This is a genomic window from Pseudomonas sp. GL_135, from assembly GCF_057834665.1.
In genome coordinates this window covers 4,073,817-4,092,742 of sequence record NZ_CM174408.1, presented here as the reverse complement: position 1 = coordinate 4,092,742, position 18,926 = coordinate 4,073,817, and the positions used below count along the sequence as shown (strand labels likewise).

The following is an 18,926-nucleotide window of genomic DNA, read 5'->3' as shown; positions in this document are numbered from 1 at the left end:
GGTCATAAAACAACAACATTTCCACCGAGGTAAGAAAGATGAGTGCGGCTTCCCTGTACCCCGTCCGCCCTGAAGTGGCAGCCAATACGCTGACTGACGAGGCGACCTACAAGGCGATGTACCAGCAGTCGGTGGTCAACCCCGATGGCTTCTGGCGCGAACAAGCCCAGCGTCTTGACTGGATCAAGCCATTCACCACCGTCAAACAGACCTCCTTCGACGACCACCGCGTCGACATCAAGTGGTTCGCCGACGGCACCCTGAACGTTTCCTACAACTGCCTCGACCGCCATCTGGCCGAGCGCGGTGATTCAATCGCAATCATCTGGGAAGGCGACGATCCTTCCGAGAGCCGCAACATTACCTACCGCGAACTGCACGAAGAAGTCTGCAAGTTCGCCAACGCGCTGCGCGGGCAGGATGTCCATCGCGGCGACGTCGTCACTATCTACATGCCGATGATCCCGGAAGCCGTGGTGGCCATGCTGGCCTGCGCGCGCATTGGTGCGATTCACTCGGTGGTGTTCGGTGGTTTCTCGCCTGAAGCACTGGCTGGTCGCATCATCGACTGCAAATCGAAGGTAGTGATTACCGCAGACGAAGGGCTGCGCGGTGGCAAGAAAACCGCGATGAAGGCGAACGTCGACCGTGCTTTGACCAACCCGGAAACGGCGAGCGTACAGAAAGTCATCGTGTGCAAGCGCACCGGCGGCGATATCGAGTGGAACCGTCATCGCGACATCTGGTACCACTCGCTGCTGGACGTGGCCTCAAGCACCTGCGCGCCGAAAGAGATGGGCGCCGAAGAATCGCTTTTCATCCTTTACACCTCGGGTTCCACCGGCAAGCCGAAGGGCGTGCTGCACACCACAGCGGGCTATTTGCTGTACGCCGCGCTGACCCACGAGCGCGTGTTCGATTACCGTCCGGGCGAAGTGTACTGGTGCACCGCGGACGTCGGCTGGGTCACCGGCCACAGCTACATCGTCTACGGCCCGCTGGCCAATGGCGCGACCACGCTGCTGTTCGAGGGCGTGCCGAACTACCCGGACATCACCCGCGTGTCGAAAATTGTCGACAAGCACAAGGTCAACATCCTCTACACCGCGCCGACTGCCATTCGCGCCATGATGGCTGAAGGCACCAAGGCCGTAGACGGTGCTGATGGTTCGAGCCTGCGCCTGTTGGGTTCGGTGGGTGAGCCGATCAACCCGGAAGCCTGGAACTGGTACTACAACACGGTCGGCAAGAAGAATTGCCCGATTGTCGACACCTGGTGGCAGACCGAAACCGGCGGCATTCTGATCAGCCCGCTGCCTGGCGCCATTGCCCTGAAGCCGGGTTCGGCGACCCGTCCGTTCTTCGGCGTGATTCCGGCCCTGGTGGATAACCTGGGCAACCTCATCGAAGGCGCAGCGGAAGGCAATCTGGTGATTCTCGACTCGTGGCCGGGTCAGTCGCGCAGCCTGTATGGCGATCATGACCGTTTCGTCGACACTTACTTCAAGACCTTCCGCGGCATGTATTTCACCGGCGACGGCGCCCGTCGAGACGAAGACGGTTACTACTGGATCACCGGTCGCGTCGACGACGTGCTCAATGTGTCCGGCCACCGCATGGGCACCGCCGAAATCGAGAGCGCGATGGTGGCTCACCCGAAAGTGGCCGAAGCGGCGGTCGTGGGCGTGCCTCACGATCTGAAAGGGCAGGGCATCTACGTCTACGTCACGCTCAATGGCGGTGAGGTGCCGGACGAGGCGTTGCGCATCGAGCTGCGCAACTGGGTGCGCAAGGAGATCGGCCCGATCGCCTCGCCGGATGTGATCCAGTGGGCGCCGGGCCTGCCGAAGACCCGTTCCGGGAAGATCATGCGACGCATCCTGCGCAAGATCGCGACCGGGGAGTACGACGCGCTGGGCGATATCTCGACGCTCGCTGACCCGAGTGTGGTGGCGCATCTGGTGGAAACCCACAAGACCATGACTGCTGCCTGACGGTCTTGCTTCATAAGATCAAGGGCGTCGGCCTAACGGCCTCTGTTTCGCCTTCGGCGAGTTACTTGGAAAAGCACCCCAAGTAACCAAGGGTGCCTGCTCTCGGTTGGGCCCGACTTCGTCGGGTTCCTTCACTCCGGTCTCGCTCCGTGGGCTCGCGCCGAACGGACATCCATGTCCTGACGGCGCTCTCGCCGCATCCCTGCGGCTCGGCCCACTCCGCGAGACCTCCGTTCAGCCTGCACCCAAGTCGCGTTTTGCGTCGCCTGGACTATCGCGTAGAAGATCAACAGCAAAAGCTTCCCGGCTAAAGCCGGTCCTACAGGCGGAGCCAGTCCTACTGAACTGAATGCGCTGCTGTGAGTGGGACCGGCTTTAGCCGGGAAGAGGCCAGTCCAGGCGCCAACAATTATGCTGATCGCATCGCCGTCCTTGTGGGAGTGAGCTTGCTCGCGAATGCTGCATTTCAAACACCAATTTTCGGCGGAGGTGCCAATGCCTTCGCGAGCAAGCTCGCTCCCACAAGTCCCCCAGTATCCTTAGCCCGCAATCCGGCCCTGATCCGCCCTCGAGCTGCCTTTGATCTGCTTTTGATCTGCTTTTGATCTTCATACGCAAGAGGCTCAAACACCGCCAATCGCGACTTGGGTGCAGGCCGAACGCAGACGACGCGGAGTGGGCCGAGCGGCATGGATGCCGCGAGAGCGCCGCTAGGACATGGATGTCCGTTCGGCGCGGGCCCACGGAGCGTCGTCGGAGTGAGGGAACCCGACGAAGGAGGGCCAAACCAGGAGCAAGCACCTTTGGTTACTTGGGGTGCTTTTCCAAGTAACTCGCCGAAGGCGAAACAGTCCGCCCCCAGGCGGACGCTCTTGATCCTAATAACCCGGACGGTCCCCCGAAGAATCGGGAATTATCGATCTGTTACCGCACATCCGCTCGCGTAACCTTGCGCCCCGCTGTGGGGCGTTTCCACCCGAAAACCAAGCATTTCATCGCCCCGAATCAACCCGCTCCCACGCTGGACTTGCCGGATCATAAGGCTTTGCCAATAATGGGCGCGTTATTTGCTTCGTTGATAGGTTTGCCAGCTCTGGCACTTGCATAAAGCTTTTTGGATGTCAATTAGCCTGAATACGATTTCATGTGCTTCTGTAACTAGTTGTCGCATTGAAGAAATATCGACTTTCAGCCTGCCGCTAAAATGCCGACCACTCGCCGAAGGCTTGTCGGGCCCAGAGACCCGCCGGCACCTCGCGTCGCAATTTCTGATTCCTCCTGTTCATTGAGCGTCTCGCTCACTGCCATTTGTCGCGTTATACCGATGGAGTTCCAAGAAATGAAAAAGCTCATGCTGCTGGGTGCGCTGGCACTGTCCGTATTGGCACAGCCCGTGTTCGCCGATGAAAAGCCCATGAAGATCGGCATCGAAGCGGCATACCCTCCGTTTGCCTCGAAGGCGCCGGACGGCAGCATCGTCGGCTTCGACTACGACATCGGCAACGCCCTTTGCGAAGAGATGAAGGTCAAGTGCGTGTGGGTCGAACAGGAATTCGACGGCCTGATCCCGGCGCTGAAAGTGCGCAAGATCGACGCCATCCTGTCCTCGATGTCCATCACCGAAGACCGCAAGAAGTCGGTCGACTTCACCAACAAGTACTACAACACCCCGGCCCGGCTGGTCATGAAGCAGGGCACCGTCGTCAGCGACGCCCTGACCGAGCTCAAGGGCAAGAACATCGGCGTGCAGCGTGGCTCGATCCACGAGCGTTTCGCCAAGGAAGTCCTGGCCCCGCTGGGTGCTGAAATCAAGCCGTACAGCTCGCAGAACGAAGTCTATCTGGACATCGGCGCCGGTCGTCTCGATGGCACCGTGGCGGATGCCACCCTGCTGCAGGACGGCTTCCTGAACACCGAATCGGGCAAAGGCTACGCGTTCGTCGGCCCGGCCTTCACCGACGTCAACTACTTCGGCGACGGCGTCGGCATTGCCGTGCGCAAAGGCGACAAGGCTGACCTGGACAAGCTCAACGCCGCCATCGCGGCCATCCGTGCCAATGGCAAATACAAAGCCATCCAGGACAAGTACTTCGACTTCGACATCTACGGCAAGTAAGTTGGTTTAAAGCCGTCAATGGCGCAAACAGCCGGTCACCGCACCGACTGATTGCGCCATTTTTCTATCCCGCGCTTGAGGGCCAAACAACATGTTGAAAGGTTACGGAGCCGTCATCCTCGACGGTGCATGGCTGACCTTGCAGCTCGCTCTGTGCTCCATGGCGCTGGCGATCGTGCTCGGCCTGATCGGCGTGGCATTGCGGCTGTCGCCGGTGCGCTGGCTGGCCTGGCTGGGCGATCTGTACTCCACCGTGATCCGCGGCATTCCCGATCTGGTGCTGATTCTGCTGATTTTCTACGGCGGTCAGGACCTGCTCAACCGCGTTGCACAGTTGCTCGGTCACGACGACTACATTGACCTGAACCCGCTGGTGGCCGGCATCGGCACGCTGGGTTTCATCTTTGGCGCGTACCTGTCGGAGACCTTCCGCGGCGCGTTCATGGCCATCCCGAAAGGCCAGGCCGAAGCGGGCATGGCCTACGGCATGAGCAGTGGCCGGGTGTTCTTCCGCATTCTGGTTCCACAGATGATCCGTCTGGCGATCCCCGGTTTCACCAATAACTGGCTGGTACTGACCAAGGCCACCGCGCTGATTTCCGTGGTCGGTCTGCAGGACATGATGTTCAAGGCCAAGCAGGCGGCCGATGCCACCCGCGAGCCCTTCACTTTCTTCCTCGCAGTCGCGGCCATGTACCTGGTGATCACCAGTGTCTCGCTGCTGGTACTGCGCTACGTCGAAAAACGTTACTCGGCCGGCGTTAGGGTGGCAGACCTATGATTTTCGATTACAACGTCGTCTGGGAAAGCCTGCCGCTGTATTTCGGCGGCCTGCTGATCACCCTCAAACTGCTCGCGCTCTCGCTGTTTTTCGGCCTGCTCGCTGCACTGCCACTGGGCCTGATGCGCGTGTCGAAAATCGCCTGGGTCAATCTGCTGGCCTGGAGTTATACCTACGTCATTCGCGGCACGCCAATGCTGGTTCAGCTGTTCCTGATCTACTACGGGCTGGCGCAATTCGAAGCGGTGCGCGAAAGCATTCTGTGGCCGTGGCTGTCGAGCGCTACCTTTTGCGCGTGCCTGGCCTTCGCCATCAACACCAGCGCCTACACCGCTGAAATCATCGCCGGCAGCCTGAAGTCCACGCCGCCGGGCGAGATCGAGGCGGCGCGAGCGATGGGTATGTCAAAAGCCAAAATGTACCGCCGCATTCTGCTGCCGTCGGCCCTGCGCCGGGCGCTGCCGCAGTACAGCAACGAAGTGATCATGATGCTGCAGACCACCAGTCTGGCGTCCATCGTCACGCTGATGGACATCACCGGTGCGGCGCGTGCTGTGAACGCCCAGTTCTACCTGCCGTTCGAGGCCTACATCACCGCAGGCGTTTTCTACCTGTGCCTGACGTTCATTCTGGTGAAACTGTTCAAGCTGGCCGAGCGCCGCTGGCTCAGTTACCTCGCCCCGAGGAAGCACTGATATGCAGCGCATCGATCACGATTTACCGTGGGGCAACCTCGGCACCCAGCGCACCCTGAGTGTGTTCCGTTTCGGTCAGGGCGAGCGCAAGGCCTACATTCAGGCCAGCCTGCACGCCGATGAGCTGCCGGGCATGCGCACCGCCTGGGAATTGAAGAAACGCCTGACCCAGCTGGAAGAACAGGGCCTGCTCAAGGGCGTCATCGAGCTGGTGCCGGTCGCCAATCCGATCGGTCTGGGCCAGTTGCTGCAGGGCAACCATCAGGGCCGTTTCGAGTACGGCAGTGGCAAGAATTTCAATCGCGATTTCACCGAATTGAGCGAGCCTGTGGCCCGTGCGCTGGCAGGGAAGCTCGGTGACGACCCCCACGCCAACGTCAAACTGATTCGTCAGGCCATGGCCGACGTGCTTGAGCAGTTACCGCCGGCGGGCAGCGAACTGGCGGGCATGCAGCGCGTCTTGCTGGGTCACGCCTGCAACGCCGACGTGGTGCTGGACCTGCATTGCGACACCGACGCTTCGCTGCACATGTACGCCTTGCCCCAGCACTGGCCGCAATGGCGGTCGTTGTCGGCGCATCTCGGCGTCACGGTTGCGCTGCTGGCTGAAGATTCCGGCGGCAGTTCGTTCGACGAAGCCTGTTCGTTACCGTGGCTGCGTTTGTCCAAGCAGTTCCCGGACGCGCAGATCCCGCTGGCCTGCCTGGCGACCACTCTGGAACTGGGCGGCCAGACCAACACCGGCAAGGCTGAAGCCGAGGCCTACGCCGAAGGCATTCTGGCGTTCCTGGCCGAGCAAGGCCTGATCAGTGGCGATTGGCCGCAACCCGGCCATGAAGCGTGCGAAGGCATGCCGTTCGAAGGCACCGAAATGATTTATGCGCCCCATCCCGGCGTGCTGACTTTCTTGCGTCCGGCGGGGGCTTGGGTCGAGCCCGGCGAACCGCTGTTCGAAGTCATCGACCCGTTGACTGATCGCGCCACCACCGTGTGTGCCGGTACGGCCGGCGTGCTGTTCGCCATCGAAAAATTGCGTTACGCCCAGCCGGGTTTCTGGATGGCCAAAGTGGCCGGCCGCACCCCGTTGCGCAGCGGCCGCCTGCTCAGTGACTGATTACTTGTGAGAACCGACATCATGAACAAACTGGAAGTCCAGGACCTGCACAAGTGCTATGGCAGTCACGAAGTGCTGAAAGGCGTCTCGCTGACCGCCAAGGCCGGTGATGTCATCAGCATCATCGGCTCCAGCGGCTCGGGTAAAAGCACCTTTCTGCGCTGCATCAACTTGCTGGAGCAGCCGAAATCAGGGCGCATCCTGCTCAACAATGAAGAGCTGAAACTTGTCTCCAACAAGAACGGTGGTCTGAAAGCGGCTGACCCCAAACAGCTGCAACGCATGCGTTCGCGCCTGTCGATGGTGTTTCAGCACTTCAACCTGTGGTCGCACATGACCGCACTGGAAAACATCATCGAAGCGCCGGTGCATGTCCTGGGTGTGCCGAAGAAAGAGGCCCTGGAAAAGGCCGAACATTATCTGAACAAGGTTGGCGTTTATCACCGTAAGGACGCTTACCCGGGGCACATGTCCGGCGGCGAACAGCAGCGCGTGGCGATTGCCCGGGCGCTGGCAGTGGAGCCGGAAGTCATGCTGTTTGACGAACCGACTTCCGCGCTGGACCCAGAGCTGGTCGGCGACGTGCTGAAAGTCATGCAGGCGCTCGCCCAGGAAGGCCGGACCATGGTGGTGGTGACCCACGAAATGGGCTTCGCCCGTGAAGTGTCGAACCAGTTGATCTTCCTGCACAAGGGTCTGGTCGAAGAAAGCGGCAATCCCCGTGAAGTGCTGGTCAATCCGAAATCCGAGCGTTTGCAGCAGTTCCTGTCCGGCAGTTTGAAGTAGCGAGCCCGCCCTGTGAGAGCGGTGCGTTTTGCTTCAGAACGGTTCATGCTGCGCGTCATTCAGACCGCAGCCATTGACTGAAGGTTACAGAATCCCATCGCATGCCAGGCGTGCGACCCCTTTTAGCGACACGTTTCGGATTGCACGCCATGACTGCCCATCGAATCGGATTTCTCATCTGGCCCGGCACCAAAGCCTTGACCCTGGCGCTGGCGGAGGAAGCCCTGCGTGTTGCTCAGCGCGTTCACCCCGAAGTGGTTTACGAACTGTCGTTTCTGCAGGCCGAGCCGCCAACTGATGGCACCGGCTGGCAATTGCCGGGCGAGCCGTGGGTCGGTCGTCTGGAGGGGTTTCAGAAGCTGTTTCTGCTGGCTGACGAGCCGCCGGCGCCGATGTCTTCGGCCCTTGGTGGCGCGCTCAAGCAGCTGGTCCGCGCCGGTTGCGTGATCGGCGGGTTGTCGGCGGGTGTGTATCCGCTGGCGCAGCTGGGTTTGCTCGACGGTTACCGTGCCGCGGTGCACTGGCGCTGGCAGGACGACTTCGCCGAGCGCTTCCCCAAGGTCATCGCCACCAGTCATTTGTTCGACTGGGATCGCGATCGCCTGACGGCCTGCGGCGGGATGTCCGTATTGGATCTGTTGCTCGCGGTGCTGGCCCGTGATCATGGCGCCGAGCTGGCCGGCGCGGTGTCGGAAGAATTGGTGGTGGAGCGCATCCGTGAGGGCGGCGAGCGTCAGCGGATTCCGTTGCAGAACCGTCTGGGTTCCAGCCACCCGAAGCTGACCCAGGCGGTGCTGTTGATGGAAGCCAACATCGAAGAGCCGCTGACCACCGACGAAATCGCCCAGCATGTGTGCGTCTCGCGACGTCAACTGGAACGCATCTTCAAGCAATACCTCAATCGCGTGCCGAGCCAGTATTACCTCGAACTGCGCCTGAACAAGGCGCGCCAGATGCTGATGCAGACCAGCAAGTCGATCATTCAGATCGGCCTGTCCTGCGGGTTCTCGTCAGGGCCGCATTTCTCCAGCGCCTACCGCAACTTCTTCGGCGCCACACCCCGTGAAGACCGCAACCAGCGTCGCAGCAGCAGCCCGTTCGAATTGTCGTCGGTGCCCGCCGAGCGTGGTTGAGCATTAGCCCTGGGCTGTTTCCATCCTGCACTGCAATACGCGCACGCCACCGGTTAAACTGCGCCTTTGTGACGCAATTTGTCGCATTGCCGCAAACCCCGTAAAAAGCCGGTTTGGCGCTGTAAGAAGTTGTCGCTTGGCGGCAAGGTCCGGCCCGAATCAGTCCTTACAATCCTTCCATCGCTCGCCTGTCCCAGGCAGGCGTTCCTCTTCAGGAGACTCCGATGTCCGTTGAGCAAGTACCGGTGCAACGTGCCGATTTCGACCAAGTGATGGTCCCCAACTATGCCCCGGCAGCGTTTATCCCCGTGCGCGGTCAGGGTTCTCGCGTCTGGGATCAGTCGGGTCGCGAACTGGTTGATTTCTCCGGCGGCATCGCGGTCAACGTGCTGGGCCATGCGCATCCCGCGCTGGTGGGCGCGCTGACCGATCAGGCCAACAAGCTGTGGCACGTCTCCAATGTCTTCACCAACGAACCGGCGCTGCGTTTTGCCAAGAAGCTGGTTGACGCCACCTTTGCCGGCCGCGTGTTCTTCTGTAACTCCGGCGCGGAAGCCAACGAGGCCGCTTTCAAACTGGCCCGCCGCGTTTCCCACGATCTGTATGGCCCGGACAAGTACGAAATCGTCGCTGCCCTGAACAGCTTCCACGGTCGCACCCTGTTCACGGTGAGCGTCGGCGGTCAGCCGAAATACTCCGACGGCTTCGGGCCGAAAATCACTGGCATCACCCACGTCCCGTTCAATGACCTTGACGCGCTCAAAGCCGCTGTCTCGGACAAGACCTGCGCGGTGGTGCTGGAGCCGATCCAGGGCGAGGGCGGCGTACTGCCTGCCGAACTCGAATACCTGCAAGGCGCGCGCAAATTGTGCGACGACCACAAAGCGCTGCTGGTCTTCGACGAAGTTCAGAGCGGCATGGGGCGCAGCGGTCATCTGTTCGCTTACATGCATTACGGCGTGACGCCGGACATCCTCTCCAGCGCGAAAAGCATCGGCGGCGGCTTCCCGATGGCGGCCATGCTCACCACTGAAAAACTCGCCAAGCACCTGGCCGTTGGCGTTCACGGCACCACCTACGGCGGCAACCCGCTGGCGTGCGCAGTCGGCGAAGCGGTCATCGATGTGGTCAATACCCCGGAAGTGCTGGCGGGCGTGAAGGCCAAGCATGAATTGTTCAAGGCGCGTCTGGAGAAGATCGGTCAGCAATACGGCGTGTTCAGCCAGGTGCGCGGCATGGGTCTGCTGATCGGTTGCGTGTTGACCGACGCCTGGAAGGGCAAAGCCAAAGACTTCTTCAACGCTGCCGAACAGGAAGGCGTGATGGTGCTCCAGGCCGGTCCCGACGTGGTGCGTTTCGCCCCGAGTCTGGTGGTGGAAGACGCCGATATCGAAGAAGGCCTGAACCGCTTCGAACGGGCGGTTGCCAAGCTGACGGCGGCATAAGCCACCTGTGGGAGCGCCACCCCGGGCGCTCCTGCAAGCCCACACCTACAAGGTCGGGCACGCTTCACTTTTTGTTTTTTCCTGTGCCGGAACACCGGCCCGATTTTTTTCTCAAGGAGTGACACCATGCTGGTGATGCGCCCCGCGCAAATGGCGGATCTGAGCGAGGTTCAACGACTCGCGGCAGACAGCCCGATTGGTGTCACGTCCCTGCCGGATGACGCTGGACGTCTGAGTGACAAGATTGCTGCGTCCGAAGCCTCGTTCGCGGCGGAAGTCAGTTTCAACGGCGAAGAGACCTACTTCTTTGTCCTCGAAGACACCGAATCCGGTCGTCTGGTGGGTTGTTCAGGGATCGTCGCCTCGGCGGGGTATTCCGAGCCGTTCTACAGCTTTCGCAACGAAACCTTCGTCCACGCCTCTCGTGAACTGAAGATCCACAACAAGATTCACGTGCTCTCGCAATGCCACGACCTTACCGGCAACAGCCTGCTGACCAGTTTCTACGTGCTGCCCGAACTGGTCGGCACGCTGTGGTCGGAGCTCAACTCCCGCGGCCGTCTGCTGTTCGTCGCCGGCCACCCGGAGCGCTTTGCCGACTCAGTAGTCACCGAGATCGTCGGTTACAGCGACGACCACGGCGACTCGCCGTTCTGGGACGCCATCGGGCGCAACTTCTTCGACATCAACTACGCCGAAGCCGAGCGCCTGTGCGGGCTGAAAAGCCGGACCTTCCTCGCCGAGCTGATGCCCCATTACCCGATCTACGTGCCGCTGCTGCCCGATGAAGCGCAGGAAGCCATGGGCCAGGTTCATCCGCGCGCGCAGATCACCTTCGACATCCTGATGCGCGAAGGCTTCGAAACCGATCATTACATCGACATCTTCGACGGCGGGCCGACCCTGCACGCGCGGGTGTCCGGCATTCGCTCCATCGCCCAGAGCCGCGTCGTGCCGGTCAAGGTGGACACGGTCAGCACCGGTGATGCGGTCAAAGGCGGGCGGCCTTATCTGGTTTCCAATGGCCAGCTGCAGGATTACCGCGCGGTCATGCTGGAGCTGGACTGGGTGCCCGGCAAGCCGGTCGCTTTGAGTCTGACGGCGGCCGAAGCGCTGGGTGTCGGCGAAGGCGCCAGTGTGCGCATCGTCGCGGTCTGACAACCGGGTCAAGTTGGGTTGAGATGAGTTGACGGCGACCGGCGATGCAATGGCAGGCCGACGCCGTAATGCAGGTTAGCGAGTTCGCCGGGGGTTGCAGAACCTCCGGCATGAGGAGAAAGCATGATCGTTCGTCCCGTACGCAGCAGTGACCTTCCGGCGCTGATCGAGCTGGCGCGCAGCACCGGTGCAGGCCTGACCACCTTGCCGGCCAATGAAGAGCGTCTGGCGCACCGGGTCGGCTGGGCCGAGAAAACCTTCCGTGGCGAGGCCGGGCGGGGCGATGCTGATTACCTGTTCGTGCTCGAAGACGACGATGAAAAAGTCGTGGGCATTTCTGCGGTGGCCGGCGCCGTGGGTTTGCGTGAGCCCTGGTACAACTATCGGGTAGGCCTGACGGTCAGTGCTTCCCAAGAGCTGAACATCTACCGCGAGATCCCGACGCTGTTTCTGGCCAACGACCTCACCGGCAACTCCGAGCTGTGCTCGCTATTCCTCCACGCCGACTGCCGCAATGGCCTTAATGGCCGTTTGTTGTCCAAAGCGCGGATGCTGTTCATCGCCGAGTTTCCAGAGCTGTTCGGCACCAAGACCATCGCTGAAATGCGCGGCATCTCCGACGAGCAGGGCCATTCGCCGTTCTGGGAAAGCCTGGGCCGGCACTTCTTCAAAATGGAATTCAGCCAGGCCGACTACCTCACTGGGGTTGGCAACCGTGCCTTTATCGCCGAATTGATGCCGAAGTTTCCGCTGTATAGCTGCTTCCTCTCAGAAGCCGCGCGCGACGTCATCGGCCGCGTGCACGTCAGCACCGAACCGGCGCTGGCCATGCTCAAGGCTGAAGGCTTCAGCTATCAGGGATACGTCGACATCTTCGACGCCGGCCCGGCCATCGAATGCGAAACCAGCAAGATCCGCGCGGTCCGCGACAGCCAGGCGCTGGTGCTGGCCGTCGGCACGCCGGGTGACGACGCGACGCCCTTCCTTATCCACAACCGCAAGCGCGAAGACTGCCGCGTGACCGCTGCCCCTGCGCGTTTCGCCGCCGGCACCCTGGTGGTCGATCCACAGACCGCCAAGCGCTTGCGCCTCAGCGCCGGTGATCAGGTTCGCGCCGTGCCCCTGTCGCCTGCCCGGGAGAGTATTTGATGAACACGTTGTATATCGGCGGTGCCTGGCAGGACGGCCAGGGCGACGCATTCGATTCCCTGAACCCTGTGACCCAGCAAGTGATCTGGTCGGGCAAAAGCGCAACGGCTGAACAGGTTGATGCGGCGGTCAAATCGGCCCGTCAGGCGTTTCCGGCCTGGGCGACGCGCAGCCTGGACGAGCGCATTGCCGTGCTTGAAGCCTTCGCCGCTGCGCTGAAGAACCGCGCCGATGAAATCGCCCGTTGCATCGGTGAGGAAACTGGCAAGCCACTGTGGGAATCGGCGACTGAGGTCACCAGCATGGCCAACAAAGTGGCGATCTCCATTCAAAGCTACCGCGAGCGGACCGGCGAGAAGAGCGGCCCGCTGGGCGATGCCACCGCCGTGCTGCGACACAAACCCCATGGTGTGGTGGCGGTGTTCGGTCCTTACAATTTCCCGGGTCACTTGCCTAACGGCCACATCGTCCCGGCGCTGCTGGCGGGCAACACTGTGGTATTCAAACCCAGCGAACTGACCCCCAAAGTCGCCGAACTGACCGTGCAATGCTGGATCGAGGCCGGTCTGCCGGCGGGCGTGCTCAATCTGCTGCAGGGCGCGCGGGACACCGGCATCGCCCTGGCGGCCCATACGGGCATCGACGGCTTGTTCTTCACCGGTTCCAGCCGCACCGGCAATTCCCTGCATCAACAGTTCGCCGGTCACCCGGACAAGATTCTTGCGCTGGAAATGGGCGGCAATAACCCGCTGGTGGTCGATCAGGTCGCCGACGTCGATGCCGCGGTCTACACCGTGATTCAGTCGGCCTTTATCTCTGCTGGTCAGCGCTGCACCTGTGCCCGCCGTCTGCTGGTGCCCGAAGGTGCCTGGGGCGATGCATTCCTGGCGCGGCTGGTCGAGGTGACGTCGACCATTCAGGTCGGCGCCTTCGATCAACAGCCTGCGCCGTTCATGGGCTCGGTGATTTCCCTTGCCGCTGCGCAAGCACTGATCGATGCCCAGGAAGTCATGCTGGCCAACGGCGCAGTGGCCCTGCTCGAAATGACCCAGCCTGCCGCGCAATCGGCGCTGCTGACGCCGGGCATCATCGACGTCAGTGACGTGGCGGATCGTGAGGATGAGGAACTGTTCGGCCCGTTGTTGCAGGTGATTCGCTACGCTGATTTCGACGCAGCCATCGAAGAGGCCAACGCCACGCAGTACGGCTTGGCGGCGGGGTTGTTGTCGGATTCCGAAGCGCGCTATCAGCAGTTCTGGCTGCAGAGCCGTGCAGGCATCGTCAATTGGAACAAGCAGTTGACCGGCGCGGCCAGCACCGCACCGTTCGGGGGTGTTGGCGCCTCGGGTAACCACCGCGCCAGCGCTTATTACGCGGCGGATTATTGCGCGTACCCGGTCGCGTCGCTGGAGACGGAAACCCTGGCGCTGCCTGCCAGCCTGACGCCCGGCATCACCCTGAACTGAGCGCGCTCCTTGATAGCGCAGCGCACATCGAAGAATGTGCACATAAAAACAGATCCACGGAGCCTCACCGATGAAATCCTGTGAAGTCAACTTTGACGGTCTAGTGGGCCCGACCCACAACTACGGTGGGCTGTCCTACGGCAATGTCGCGTCCCAGAACAACTGCCAGCAATCCTCCAATCCGCGCGAGGCCGCTTTGCAGGGGCTGGCCAAAATGAAAGCGCTGATGGAAATGGGTTTCACCCAGGGCGTGCTGGCCCCGCAGGAACGTCCCGACGTGGCCGGGCTGCGCACGCTGGGCTTCAGTGGCAGCGACGCACAGGTCATTGAGCGCGCCGCCAAAGAGTCGATGCCGCTGCTGGCCGCCAGTTGCTCGGCGTCGAGCATGTGGGTGGCCAACGCCGCCACGGTCAGCCCGAGCGCCGACACCGCCGACGGCCGCGTGCATTTCACCGCCGCCAACCTCAACTGCAAATACCACCGCAGCATCGAGCACCCGACCACCAGCCGCGTGCTTGGCGCGATGTTCGCCGATCAGCAGCATTTCGCCCATCACGCGGCGTTGCCTGCCGTGGCCCAGTTCGGCGACGAGGGCGCGGCCAACCACACGCGCTTCTGCCGCAGTTACGGTGAGCCCGGCGTCGAGTTCTTCGTTTACGGCCGCGCCGCGTTCGACAGCCGTTTCCCCGCGCCGCAGAAATACCCGGCACGCCAGACCCTCGAAGCGTCCCAGGCCGTTGCGCGTTTGCATGGCCTGAGCGCCGAGGGCGTGGTCTTCGCCCAGCAGAACCCGGCCGTGATCGATCAGGGCGTGTTCCACAACGACGTGATCTCGGTGGGCAACGGTGAAGTCCTGTTCTTCCACGAGGATGCGTTTCTCAATACCGACCCGATGCTCGCCGAGTTGCACGCCAAACTCGGTCAACGCGGCGGTCGCTTCCAGGCCATTTGCGTGCCGCGCAGTGAAGTGGCGGTGGAAGACGCGGTGCGTTCGTACCTGTTCAACAGCCAGTTGCTGTCCCGTGCCGACGGTTCGATGCTGTTGATCGTGCCGGAAGAGTGCCGCAGCAACGAGCGCGTGTGGCAATACCTGCAGCGCCTGCTGGCGGACGACAGCCCTATTCGCGAGGTCAAGGTGTTCGACCTCAAGCAGAGCATGCAGAACGGCGGCGGCCCGGCGTGCTTGCGTCTTCGCGTGGCCCTGAATGAAACCGAACTGGCGGCGGTCAATCCAGGCGTTATCATGACCGCGCCGCTATACGACACGCTGACGCAGTGGGTCGACAAGCACTATCGCGACCGCATGAGCGACAGTGATCTGGCCGATCCGCAACTGCTGATCGAATGCCGTACGGCGCTGGACGAATTGACGCAGCACCTGAAACTGGGCGCGGTCTATCCTTTCCAGATCAACTGATGCACCCATCCGTCACGCCTGCGCCCAAGCGGCGTCAGGCGACGATGTTTTTGCTTTTACAGAGAGAGTTTTGCCATGACCGACGCGCTGCGTTTGATCCTTGAAGACACCGACGGCACTCAGCTGGAAACGTCCTGCACCCGTCTTGCCGTTATCTGGCAGGGCAAAGAAGTCTGGATTCAACAGGACGGCCGTGGTCAGTTGCTGATCGGCGTTGACGTCGAAGAAGGCGATGCCGAATACGCCAACCTGCTGCTGCGTCCATTGGCGACCAACCTGGTCAGCCTGCAGCTGGAAATGGAGCCGGCTGACATGAGCAGCGACGACGAAGAAGGCCACGTGCACGGCCCAGACTGCACCCACGACTAAGCCTGCGCAGGAAGCTTCCCCCATGCTCGCCCTCGGCAAACTGCTTGAACTGACCCTCGCGGGTCGCGAACCCGCGGAAAAGACTCAGCTGACCGTCGACGGCGTTCGCATGCGCTGGCTCGCTGAAGGGGCGCTGGAGGTCCGGCCTCCCGAAGCACGCGACAATGGCACCGACCTGCTGCTGTCCGCCGGCATCCACGGCAATGAAACCGCGCCGATCGAACTGCTCGACACGCTGATTCACGCCATCGCCCGGGGCGAACTCAAGCCTCGCGCGCGTATTCTGTTCCTGTTTGGCAACCCCGAAGCGATGCGTCGCGGCGAGCGATACGTCGAGCAGGACGTCAACCGGCTGTTCAATGGCCGTCATGAGCACAGCGGCGGCAGCGAAGCCTTGCGCGCCTGCGAACTCGAGCGTCTGGCCGCCAGCTTCTTCAATATTCCGGGCCGCTACCGTCTGCATTACGACCTGCACACGGCGATTCGCGGCTCCAGAATCGAGCAGTTCGCGCTGTACCCGTGGAAAGAAGGTCGCGCCCACTCCCGCCGTGAACTCGCCCGTTTGCGCACGGCGGGCATGGAAGCGGTGCTGCTGCAGAACAAGGCGTCGATCGTGTTCAGCGCCTACACCTACGACAAGCTCGACGCCGAAGCCTTCACCCTGGAACTGGGCAAGGCGCGCCCGTTCGGGCAGAACCAGCAGGTCAATCTGGACAAGCTGAAGTCCTGCCTCGAACGCCTGATCGCTGGCACCAACGCTGATCAGCCTGCCGATCTGGATGGCTTGCAGCTGTTCAGCGTGGCCCGGGAAATCATCAAGCACAGCGACGCCTTCCGCCTGCACCTGCCGGCGGACATCGAGAACTTCACGGAGCTGGAAAAAGGCTACGTGCTGGCCGAAGACCTGGCCGATTCACGCTGGGTGATAGAAGAAGAGGGCGCCCGGATCATCTTCCCCAACCCGAACGTCAAAAACGGACTGCGGGCGGGGATTCTGATCGTGCCGGCGACGGACGAGACGCTGGCCTGATGGCGGTCATGCTGGCCTCTTCCCGGCTGAAGCCGGTCCCACTAAGGGCAGCGCCAGCATTCAATGAAATGCGTGGCGGTCATGCTGGCCTCTTCCCGGCTAAAGCCAGTCCTACAATGGGAGCGCGGTAGGTCTGTAGGACCGGCTTCAGACGGGAAGCCGTTGATCTTGATTTTCGGATGGAAATCAACCCGCCGCTTTCTGCACCTCACCCGCCCGACGCACTGCACGCAGTTTTGTCAGCGTGTCGGCGCACGTTTTGGCGGCTTCCTGGCCTTTGTGTACGAAGTGATCGAAGAAATACTTCTGGTGCTCTACACCCGCGTGGAAGTGGTGCGGGGTCAGCACGACCGAGAAAACCGGCACTTCGGTTTCCAGCTGAACCTGCATCAGCGCGCTGATCACCGATTGCGCCACGAACTCGTGGCGATAGATACCACCGTCGACCACCAGACCGGCCGCCACGACGCCGCCGTAGCGACCCGACTTGGCGAGCAATTTGGCGTGAAGCGGGATTTCGAACGCGCCGCCGACTTCAAAGAAATCGATGTCGGTCTCGGCGTAACCGTGTTGCGCCATCTCGGCGACAAAACCTTTACGCGCTTGATCGACGATTTCCTTGTGCCAGCAGGCTTGAATGAAAGCGATGCGCTCGTGAGCGTGAATGGCGGTAGGTTGCATGTGTTCTGACTCCTGTTTAATGAAAAAAACAGGGCGTTTTGGATCGAATGGGATGCCAGGGTACGTGCGAAACCGTCCCCGACGCCAAGCGCCTGGAGCTGTCTCGAAACGATCCTGTTGTGCCAGTCCCGTTCTCTCTTCATCCGGACTATGACCGTCGGCCCCGGGATCACACCGGGTCTGCTGACCTTGCATCGAGCTTCGGCTCGCTGCAAGCGCTCGCGGGCTAGACGCATTGCGCGTCATTACCGCCGGTGGGGAATCGCACCCCGCCCTGAGAACGTTGCCAACGGCGTTTCGCGTCGGCGTGCAGTTTGTAACATACATTTCCCGGATTCGCTTGGAGCCTTTTTGATGGTTTTCATCAGCTTTTCTTATAAGGCGTCTTGGCATTCCTGCCCCAAGCCTTGATTATCGATGCCCCGGGCCTCAGAACTGAGGCTCGACCCTAATCAGTGGGAGCTTCATCGTGGCGGTTATCGATCTGCGCAGTGACACCGTGACCCAACCCTCCGCCGGCATGCGCGACGCTATGGCCAGCGCGCCCCTTGGTGATGACGTGTACGGCGAAGACCCGACGGTCAATAGGCTGGAATCATGGCTGGCCGAGCGTCTTGGGTTTGCCGCCGCGCTGTTCGTGCCGACCGGCACCATGAGCAACCTGCTCGGCCTCATGGCCCACTGTGAACGGGGCGACGAATACATCGTCGGCCAGCAGGCACACACCTACAAATATGAAGGCGGCGGCGCGGCGGTGCTCGGCTCGATCCAGCCTCAGCCCCTCGACAACCAGGCGGACGGATCGCTGGACCTGGATCAAGTGGCCAGCGCCATCAAGGCCGACGATTTTCATTTCGCCCGCACGCGGTTGCTGGCCCTGGAAAACACCATGCAGGGCAAGGTTCTGCCGATGGAATACCTCGCGGCGGCCCGGGCATTTACCCGCGAAAAAGGCCTCAGCCTGCACCTGGACGGCGCTCGCCTGTACAACGCCTCTGTCAAGCTGGGGGTGGACGCGCATGAGATCACCCGCCATTTCGATTCGGTGTCGGTGTGCCTGTCCAAAGGGCTCGGCGCGCCGGTCGGCTCGGTGCTGTGCGGCTCAAGTGAGTTCATCGCCAAGGCCCGGCGTCTGCGCAAGATGGTCGGCGGCGGTATGCGTCAGGCTGGCATCCTGGCAGCCGCGGGGTTGTACGCGCTGGAGCATCAGGTCGAGCGTCTGGCTGACGATCACGCCAATGCCAGCGCTCTGGGCAAAGCGCTTGCAGACCTCGGCTTTGACGTCGAGCCGGTGCAGACCAACATGGTTTACGTACGGATCGGCGATCGCGCTCAGGCACTTAACGCACTGTGTGCCGAGCGCGGTATCGTGCTGAGCGCTGCGCCGCGATTGCGCATGGTCACCCATCTCGATGTGACGGCTGCGCATCTGGACAAGGTGGTGGCGGCCTTTGCCGAATTTGGCGTTCGCTGATCGGGTGATCAGCCCGATTGCCGGTTTCTATCGAATAACACGCTGTACCGAGCGTACAACGCCTATATAATGCGGCCCTTTGCCGTCGCTGCGTCGAATGACGCTATGCATGTGCCAG

At 61.6% G+C, this 18,926-nt stretch carries 16 protein-coding genes and 1 riboswitch; of the genes, 15 read left to right on the top strand and 1 reads right to left on the bottom strand.

Annotation, left to right across the window (positions count from 1 at the left end; genetic code table 11):
• The first annotated feature begins 38 nt into the window (after positions 1-38).
• The 14 genes from acs to astE all read left to right on the top strand — a co-directional run bounded on the left by acs (position 39) and on the right by astE (position 16,653).
• Positions 39-1,994, top strand: a complete 1,956-nt coding sequence (acs, locus tag AC3ISG_RS18175) for an acetate--CoA ligase (protein ID WP_489297620.1) — start codon at positions 39-41, stop codon at positions 1,992-1,994.
• Positions 1,995-3,333: 1,339 nt separating this feature from the next.
• Positions 3,334-4,110: an ABC transporter substrate-binding protein gene (locus tag AC3ISG_RS18170; RefSeq protein WP_122537545.1), complete on the top strand. Its 777-nt coding sequence runs from the start codon at positions 3,334-3,336 to the stop codon at positions 4,108-4,110.
• A 91-nt stretch (positions 4,111-4,201) separates the two neighbouring features.
• Positions 4,202-4,891, top strand: coding sequence for an ABC transporter permease (locus AC3ISG_RS18165; RefSeq protein ID WP_489297619.1), 690 nt, complete (start codon positions 4,202-4,204; stop codon positions 4,889-4,891).
• Positions 4,888-5,586 (top strand): ABC transporter permease, encoded by a 699-nt coding sequence (locus AC3ISG_RS18160; RefSeq protein WP_122537547.1) that lies wholly within the window; start codon positions 4,888-4,890, stop codon positions 5,584-5,586. Before AC3ISG_RS18165 ends, AC3ISG_RS18160 begins: the two co-directional genes overlap by 4 nt.
• Position 5,587: 1 nt before the next feature.
• A complete protein-coding gene (locus AC3ISG_RS18155) occupies positions 5,588-6,700 on the top strand; it encodes a succinylglutamate desuccinylase/aspartoacylase family protein (RefSeq protein WP_489297618.1) in 1,113 nt (370 codons plus the stop codon).
• Positions 6,701-6,721: 21 nt separating this feature from the next.
• Positions 6,722-7,486, top strand: coding sequence for an ABC transporter ATP-binding protein (locus tag AC3ISG_RS18150; RefSeq protein WP_122537825.1), 765 nt, complete (start codon positions 6,722-6,724; stop codon positions 7,484-7,486).
• 149 nt (positions 7,487-7,635) lie between these two features.
• Positions 7,636-8,619, top strand: coding sequence for a transcriptional regulator ArgR (gene argR / locus AC3ISG_RS18145; RefSeq protein WP_122537549.1), 984 nt, complete (start codon positions 7,636-7,638; stop codon positions 8,617-8,619).
• A gap of 224 nt (positions 8,620-8,843) precedes the next feature.
• On the top strand, positions 8,844-10,064 hold the full coding sequence (locus AC3ISG_RS18140) for an aspartate aminotransferase family protein (protein ID WP_489297617.1): 1,221 nt from the start codon (positions 8,844-8,846) through the stop codon (positions 10,062-10,064).
• Positions 10,065-10,190: 126 nt separating this feature from the next.
• Complete coding sequence (gene aruF / locus AC3ISG_RS18135) at positions 10,191-11,222, top strand: arginine/ornithine succinyltransferase subunit alpha (protein WP_489297616.1); 1,032 nt, start codon at positions 10,191-10,193, stop codon at positions 11,220-11,222.
• A 123-nt stretch (positions 11,223-11,345) separates the two neighbouring features.
• Positions 11,346-12,371: an arginine N-succinyltransferase gene (gene astA, locus AC3ISG_RS18130; protein ID WP_489297615.1), complete on the top strand. Its 1,026-nt coding sequence runs from the start codon at positions 11,346-11,348 to the stop codon at positions 12,369-12,371.
• Positions 12,368-13,837 carry a succinylglutamate-semialdehyde dehydrogenase gene (gene astD, locus AC3ISG_RS18125; protein WP_489297614.1) on the top strand — a complete coding sequence of 490 codons (1,470 nt, stop codon included), beginning with the start codon at positions 12,368-12,370 and terminating at the stop codon, positions 13,835-13,837. Before astA ends, astD begins: the two co-directional genes overlap by 4 nt.
• A 70-nt stretch (positions 13,838-13,907) precedes the next feature.
• Positions 13,908-15,254 (top strand): N-succinylarginine dihydrolase, encoded by a 1,347-nt coding sequence (astB, locus tag AC3ISG_RS18120; RefSeq protein WP_489297613.1) that lies wholly within the window; start codon positions 13,908-13,910, stop codon positions 15,252-15,254.
• A gap of 75 nt (positions 15,255-15,329) precedes the next feature.
• Positions 15,330-15,623: a topoisomerase II gene (locus tag AC3ISG_RS18115; protein ID WP_489297612.1), complete on the top strand. Its 294-nt coding sequence runs from the start codon at positions 15,330-15,332 to the stop codon at positions 15,621-15,623.
• 22 nt (positions 15,624-15,645) lie between these two features.
• A complete protein-coding gene (gene astE / locus AC3ISG_RS18110) occupies positions 15,646-16,653 on the top strand; it encodes a succinylglutamate desuccinylase (RefSeq protein WP_489297611.1) in 1,008 nt (335 codons plus the stop codon).
• A 186-nt stretch (positions 16,654-16,839) separates the two neighbouring features.
• Here the strand turns inward: astE and AC3ISG_RS18105 are convergent, their stop codons facing one another.
• A complete protein-coding gene (locus tag AC3ISG_RS18105) occupies positions 16,840-17,334 on the bottom strand; it encodes a 6,7-dimethyl-8-ribityllumazine synthase (protein ID WP_122537556.1) in 495 nt (164 codons plus the stop codon).
• Positions 17,335-17,460: 126 nt separating this feature from the next.
• A riboswitch (FMN riboswitch) is annotated at positions 17,461-17,620 on the bottom strand.
• A 183-nt stretch (positions 17,621-17,803) separates the two neighbouring features.
• Between AC3ISG_RS18105 and ltaE the strand changes: the two genes are divergently transcribed.
• On the top strand, positions 17,804-18,808 hold the full coding sequence (gene ltaE / locus AC3ISG_RS18100; RefSeq protein ID WP_489297610.1) for a low-specificity L-threonine aldolase: 1,005 nt from the start codon (positions 17,804-17,806) through the stop codon (positions 18,806-18,808).
• Positions 18,809-18,926 lie beyond the last annotated feature (118 nt).

Excerpts from the sequence above, each read along its gene's own strand:
- acs (WP_489297620.1), top strand. The coding sequence starts at position 39 with ATGAGTGCGGCTTCCCTGTACCCCGTCCGCCCTGAAGTGGCAGCCAAT.
- AC3ISG_RS18170 (WP_122537545.1), top strand. The coding sequence starts at position 3,334 with ATGAAAAAGCTCATGCTGCTGGGTGCGCTGGCACTGTCCGTATTGGCA.
- AC3ISG_RS18165 (WP_489297619.1), top strand. The coding sequence starts at position 4,202 with ATGTTGAAAGGTTACGGAGCCGTCATCCTCGACGGTGCATGGCTGACC.
- AC3ISG_RS18160 (WP_122537547.1), top strand. The coding sequence starts at position 4,888 with ATGATTTTCGATTACAACGTCGTCTGGGAAAGCCTGCCGCTGTATTTC.
- AC3ISG_RS18155 (WP_489297618.1), top strand. The coding sequence starts at position 5,588 with ATGCAGCGCATCGATCACGATTTACCGTGGGGCAACCTCGGCACCCAG.
- AC3ISG_RS18150 (WP_122537825.1), top strand. The coding sequence starts at position 6,722 with ATGAACAAACTGGAAGTCCAGGACCTGCACAAGTGCTATGGCAGTCAC.
- argR (WP_122537549.1), top strand. The coding sequence starts at position 7,636 with ATGACTGCCCATCGAATCGGATTTCTCATCTGGCCCGGCACCAAAGCC.
- AC3ISG_RS18140 (WP_489297617.1), top strand. The coding sequence starts at position 8,844 with ATGTCCGTTGAGCAAGTACCGGTGCAACGTGCCGATTTCGACCAAGTG.
- aruF (WP_489297616.1), top strand. The coding sequence starts at position 10,191 with ATGCTGGTGATGCGCCCCGCGCAAATGGCGGATCTGAGCGAGGTTCAA.
- astA (WP_489297615.1), top strand. The coding sequence starts at position 11,346 with ATGATCGTTCGTCCCGTACGCAGCAGTGACCTTCCGGCGCTGATCGAG.
- astB (WP_489297613.1), top strand. The coding sequence starts at position 13,908 with ATGAAATCCTGTGAAGTCAACTTTGACGGTCTAGTGGGCCCGACCCAC.
- AC3ISG_RS18115 (WP_489297612.1), top strand. The coding sequence starts at position 15,330 with ATGACCGACGCGCTGCGTTTGATCCTTGAAGACACCGACGGCACTCAG.
- astE (WP_489297611.1), top strand. The coding sequence starts at position 15,646 with ATGCTCGCCCTCGGCAAACTGCTTGAACTGACCCTCGCGGGTCGCGAA.
- AC3ISG_RS18105 (WP_122537556.1), bottom strand. The coding sequence starts at position 17,334 with ATGCAACCTACCGCCATTCACGCTCACGAGCGCATCGCTTTCATTCAA.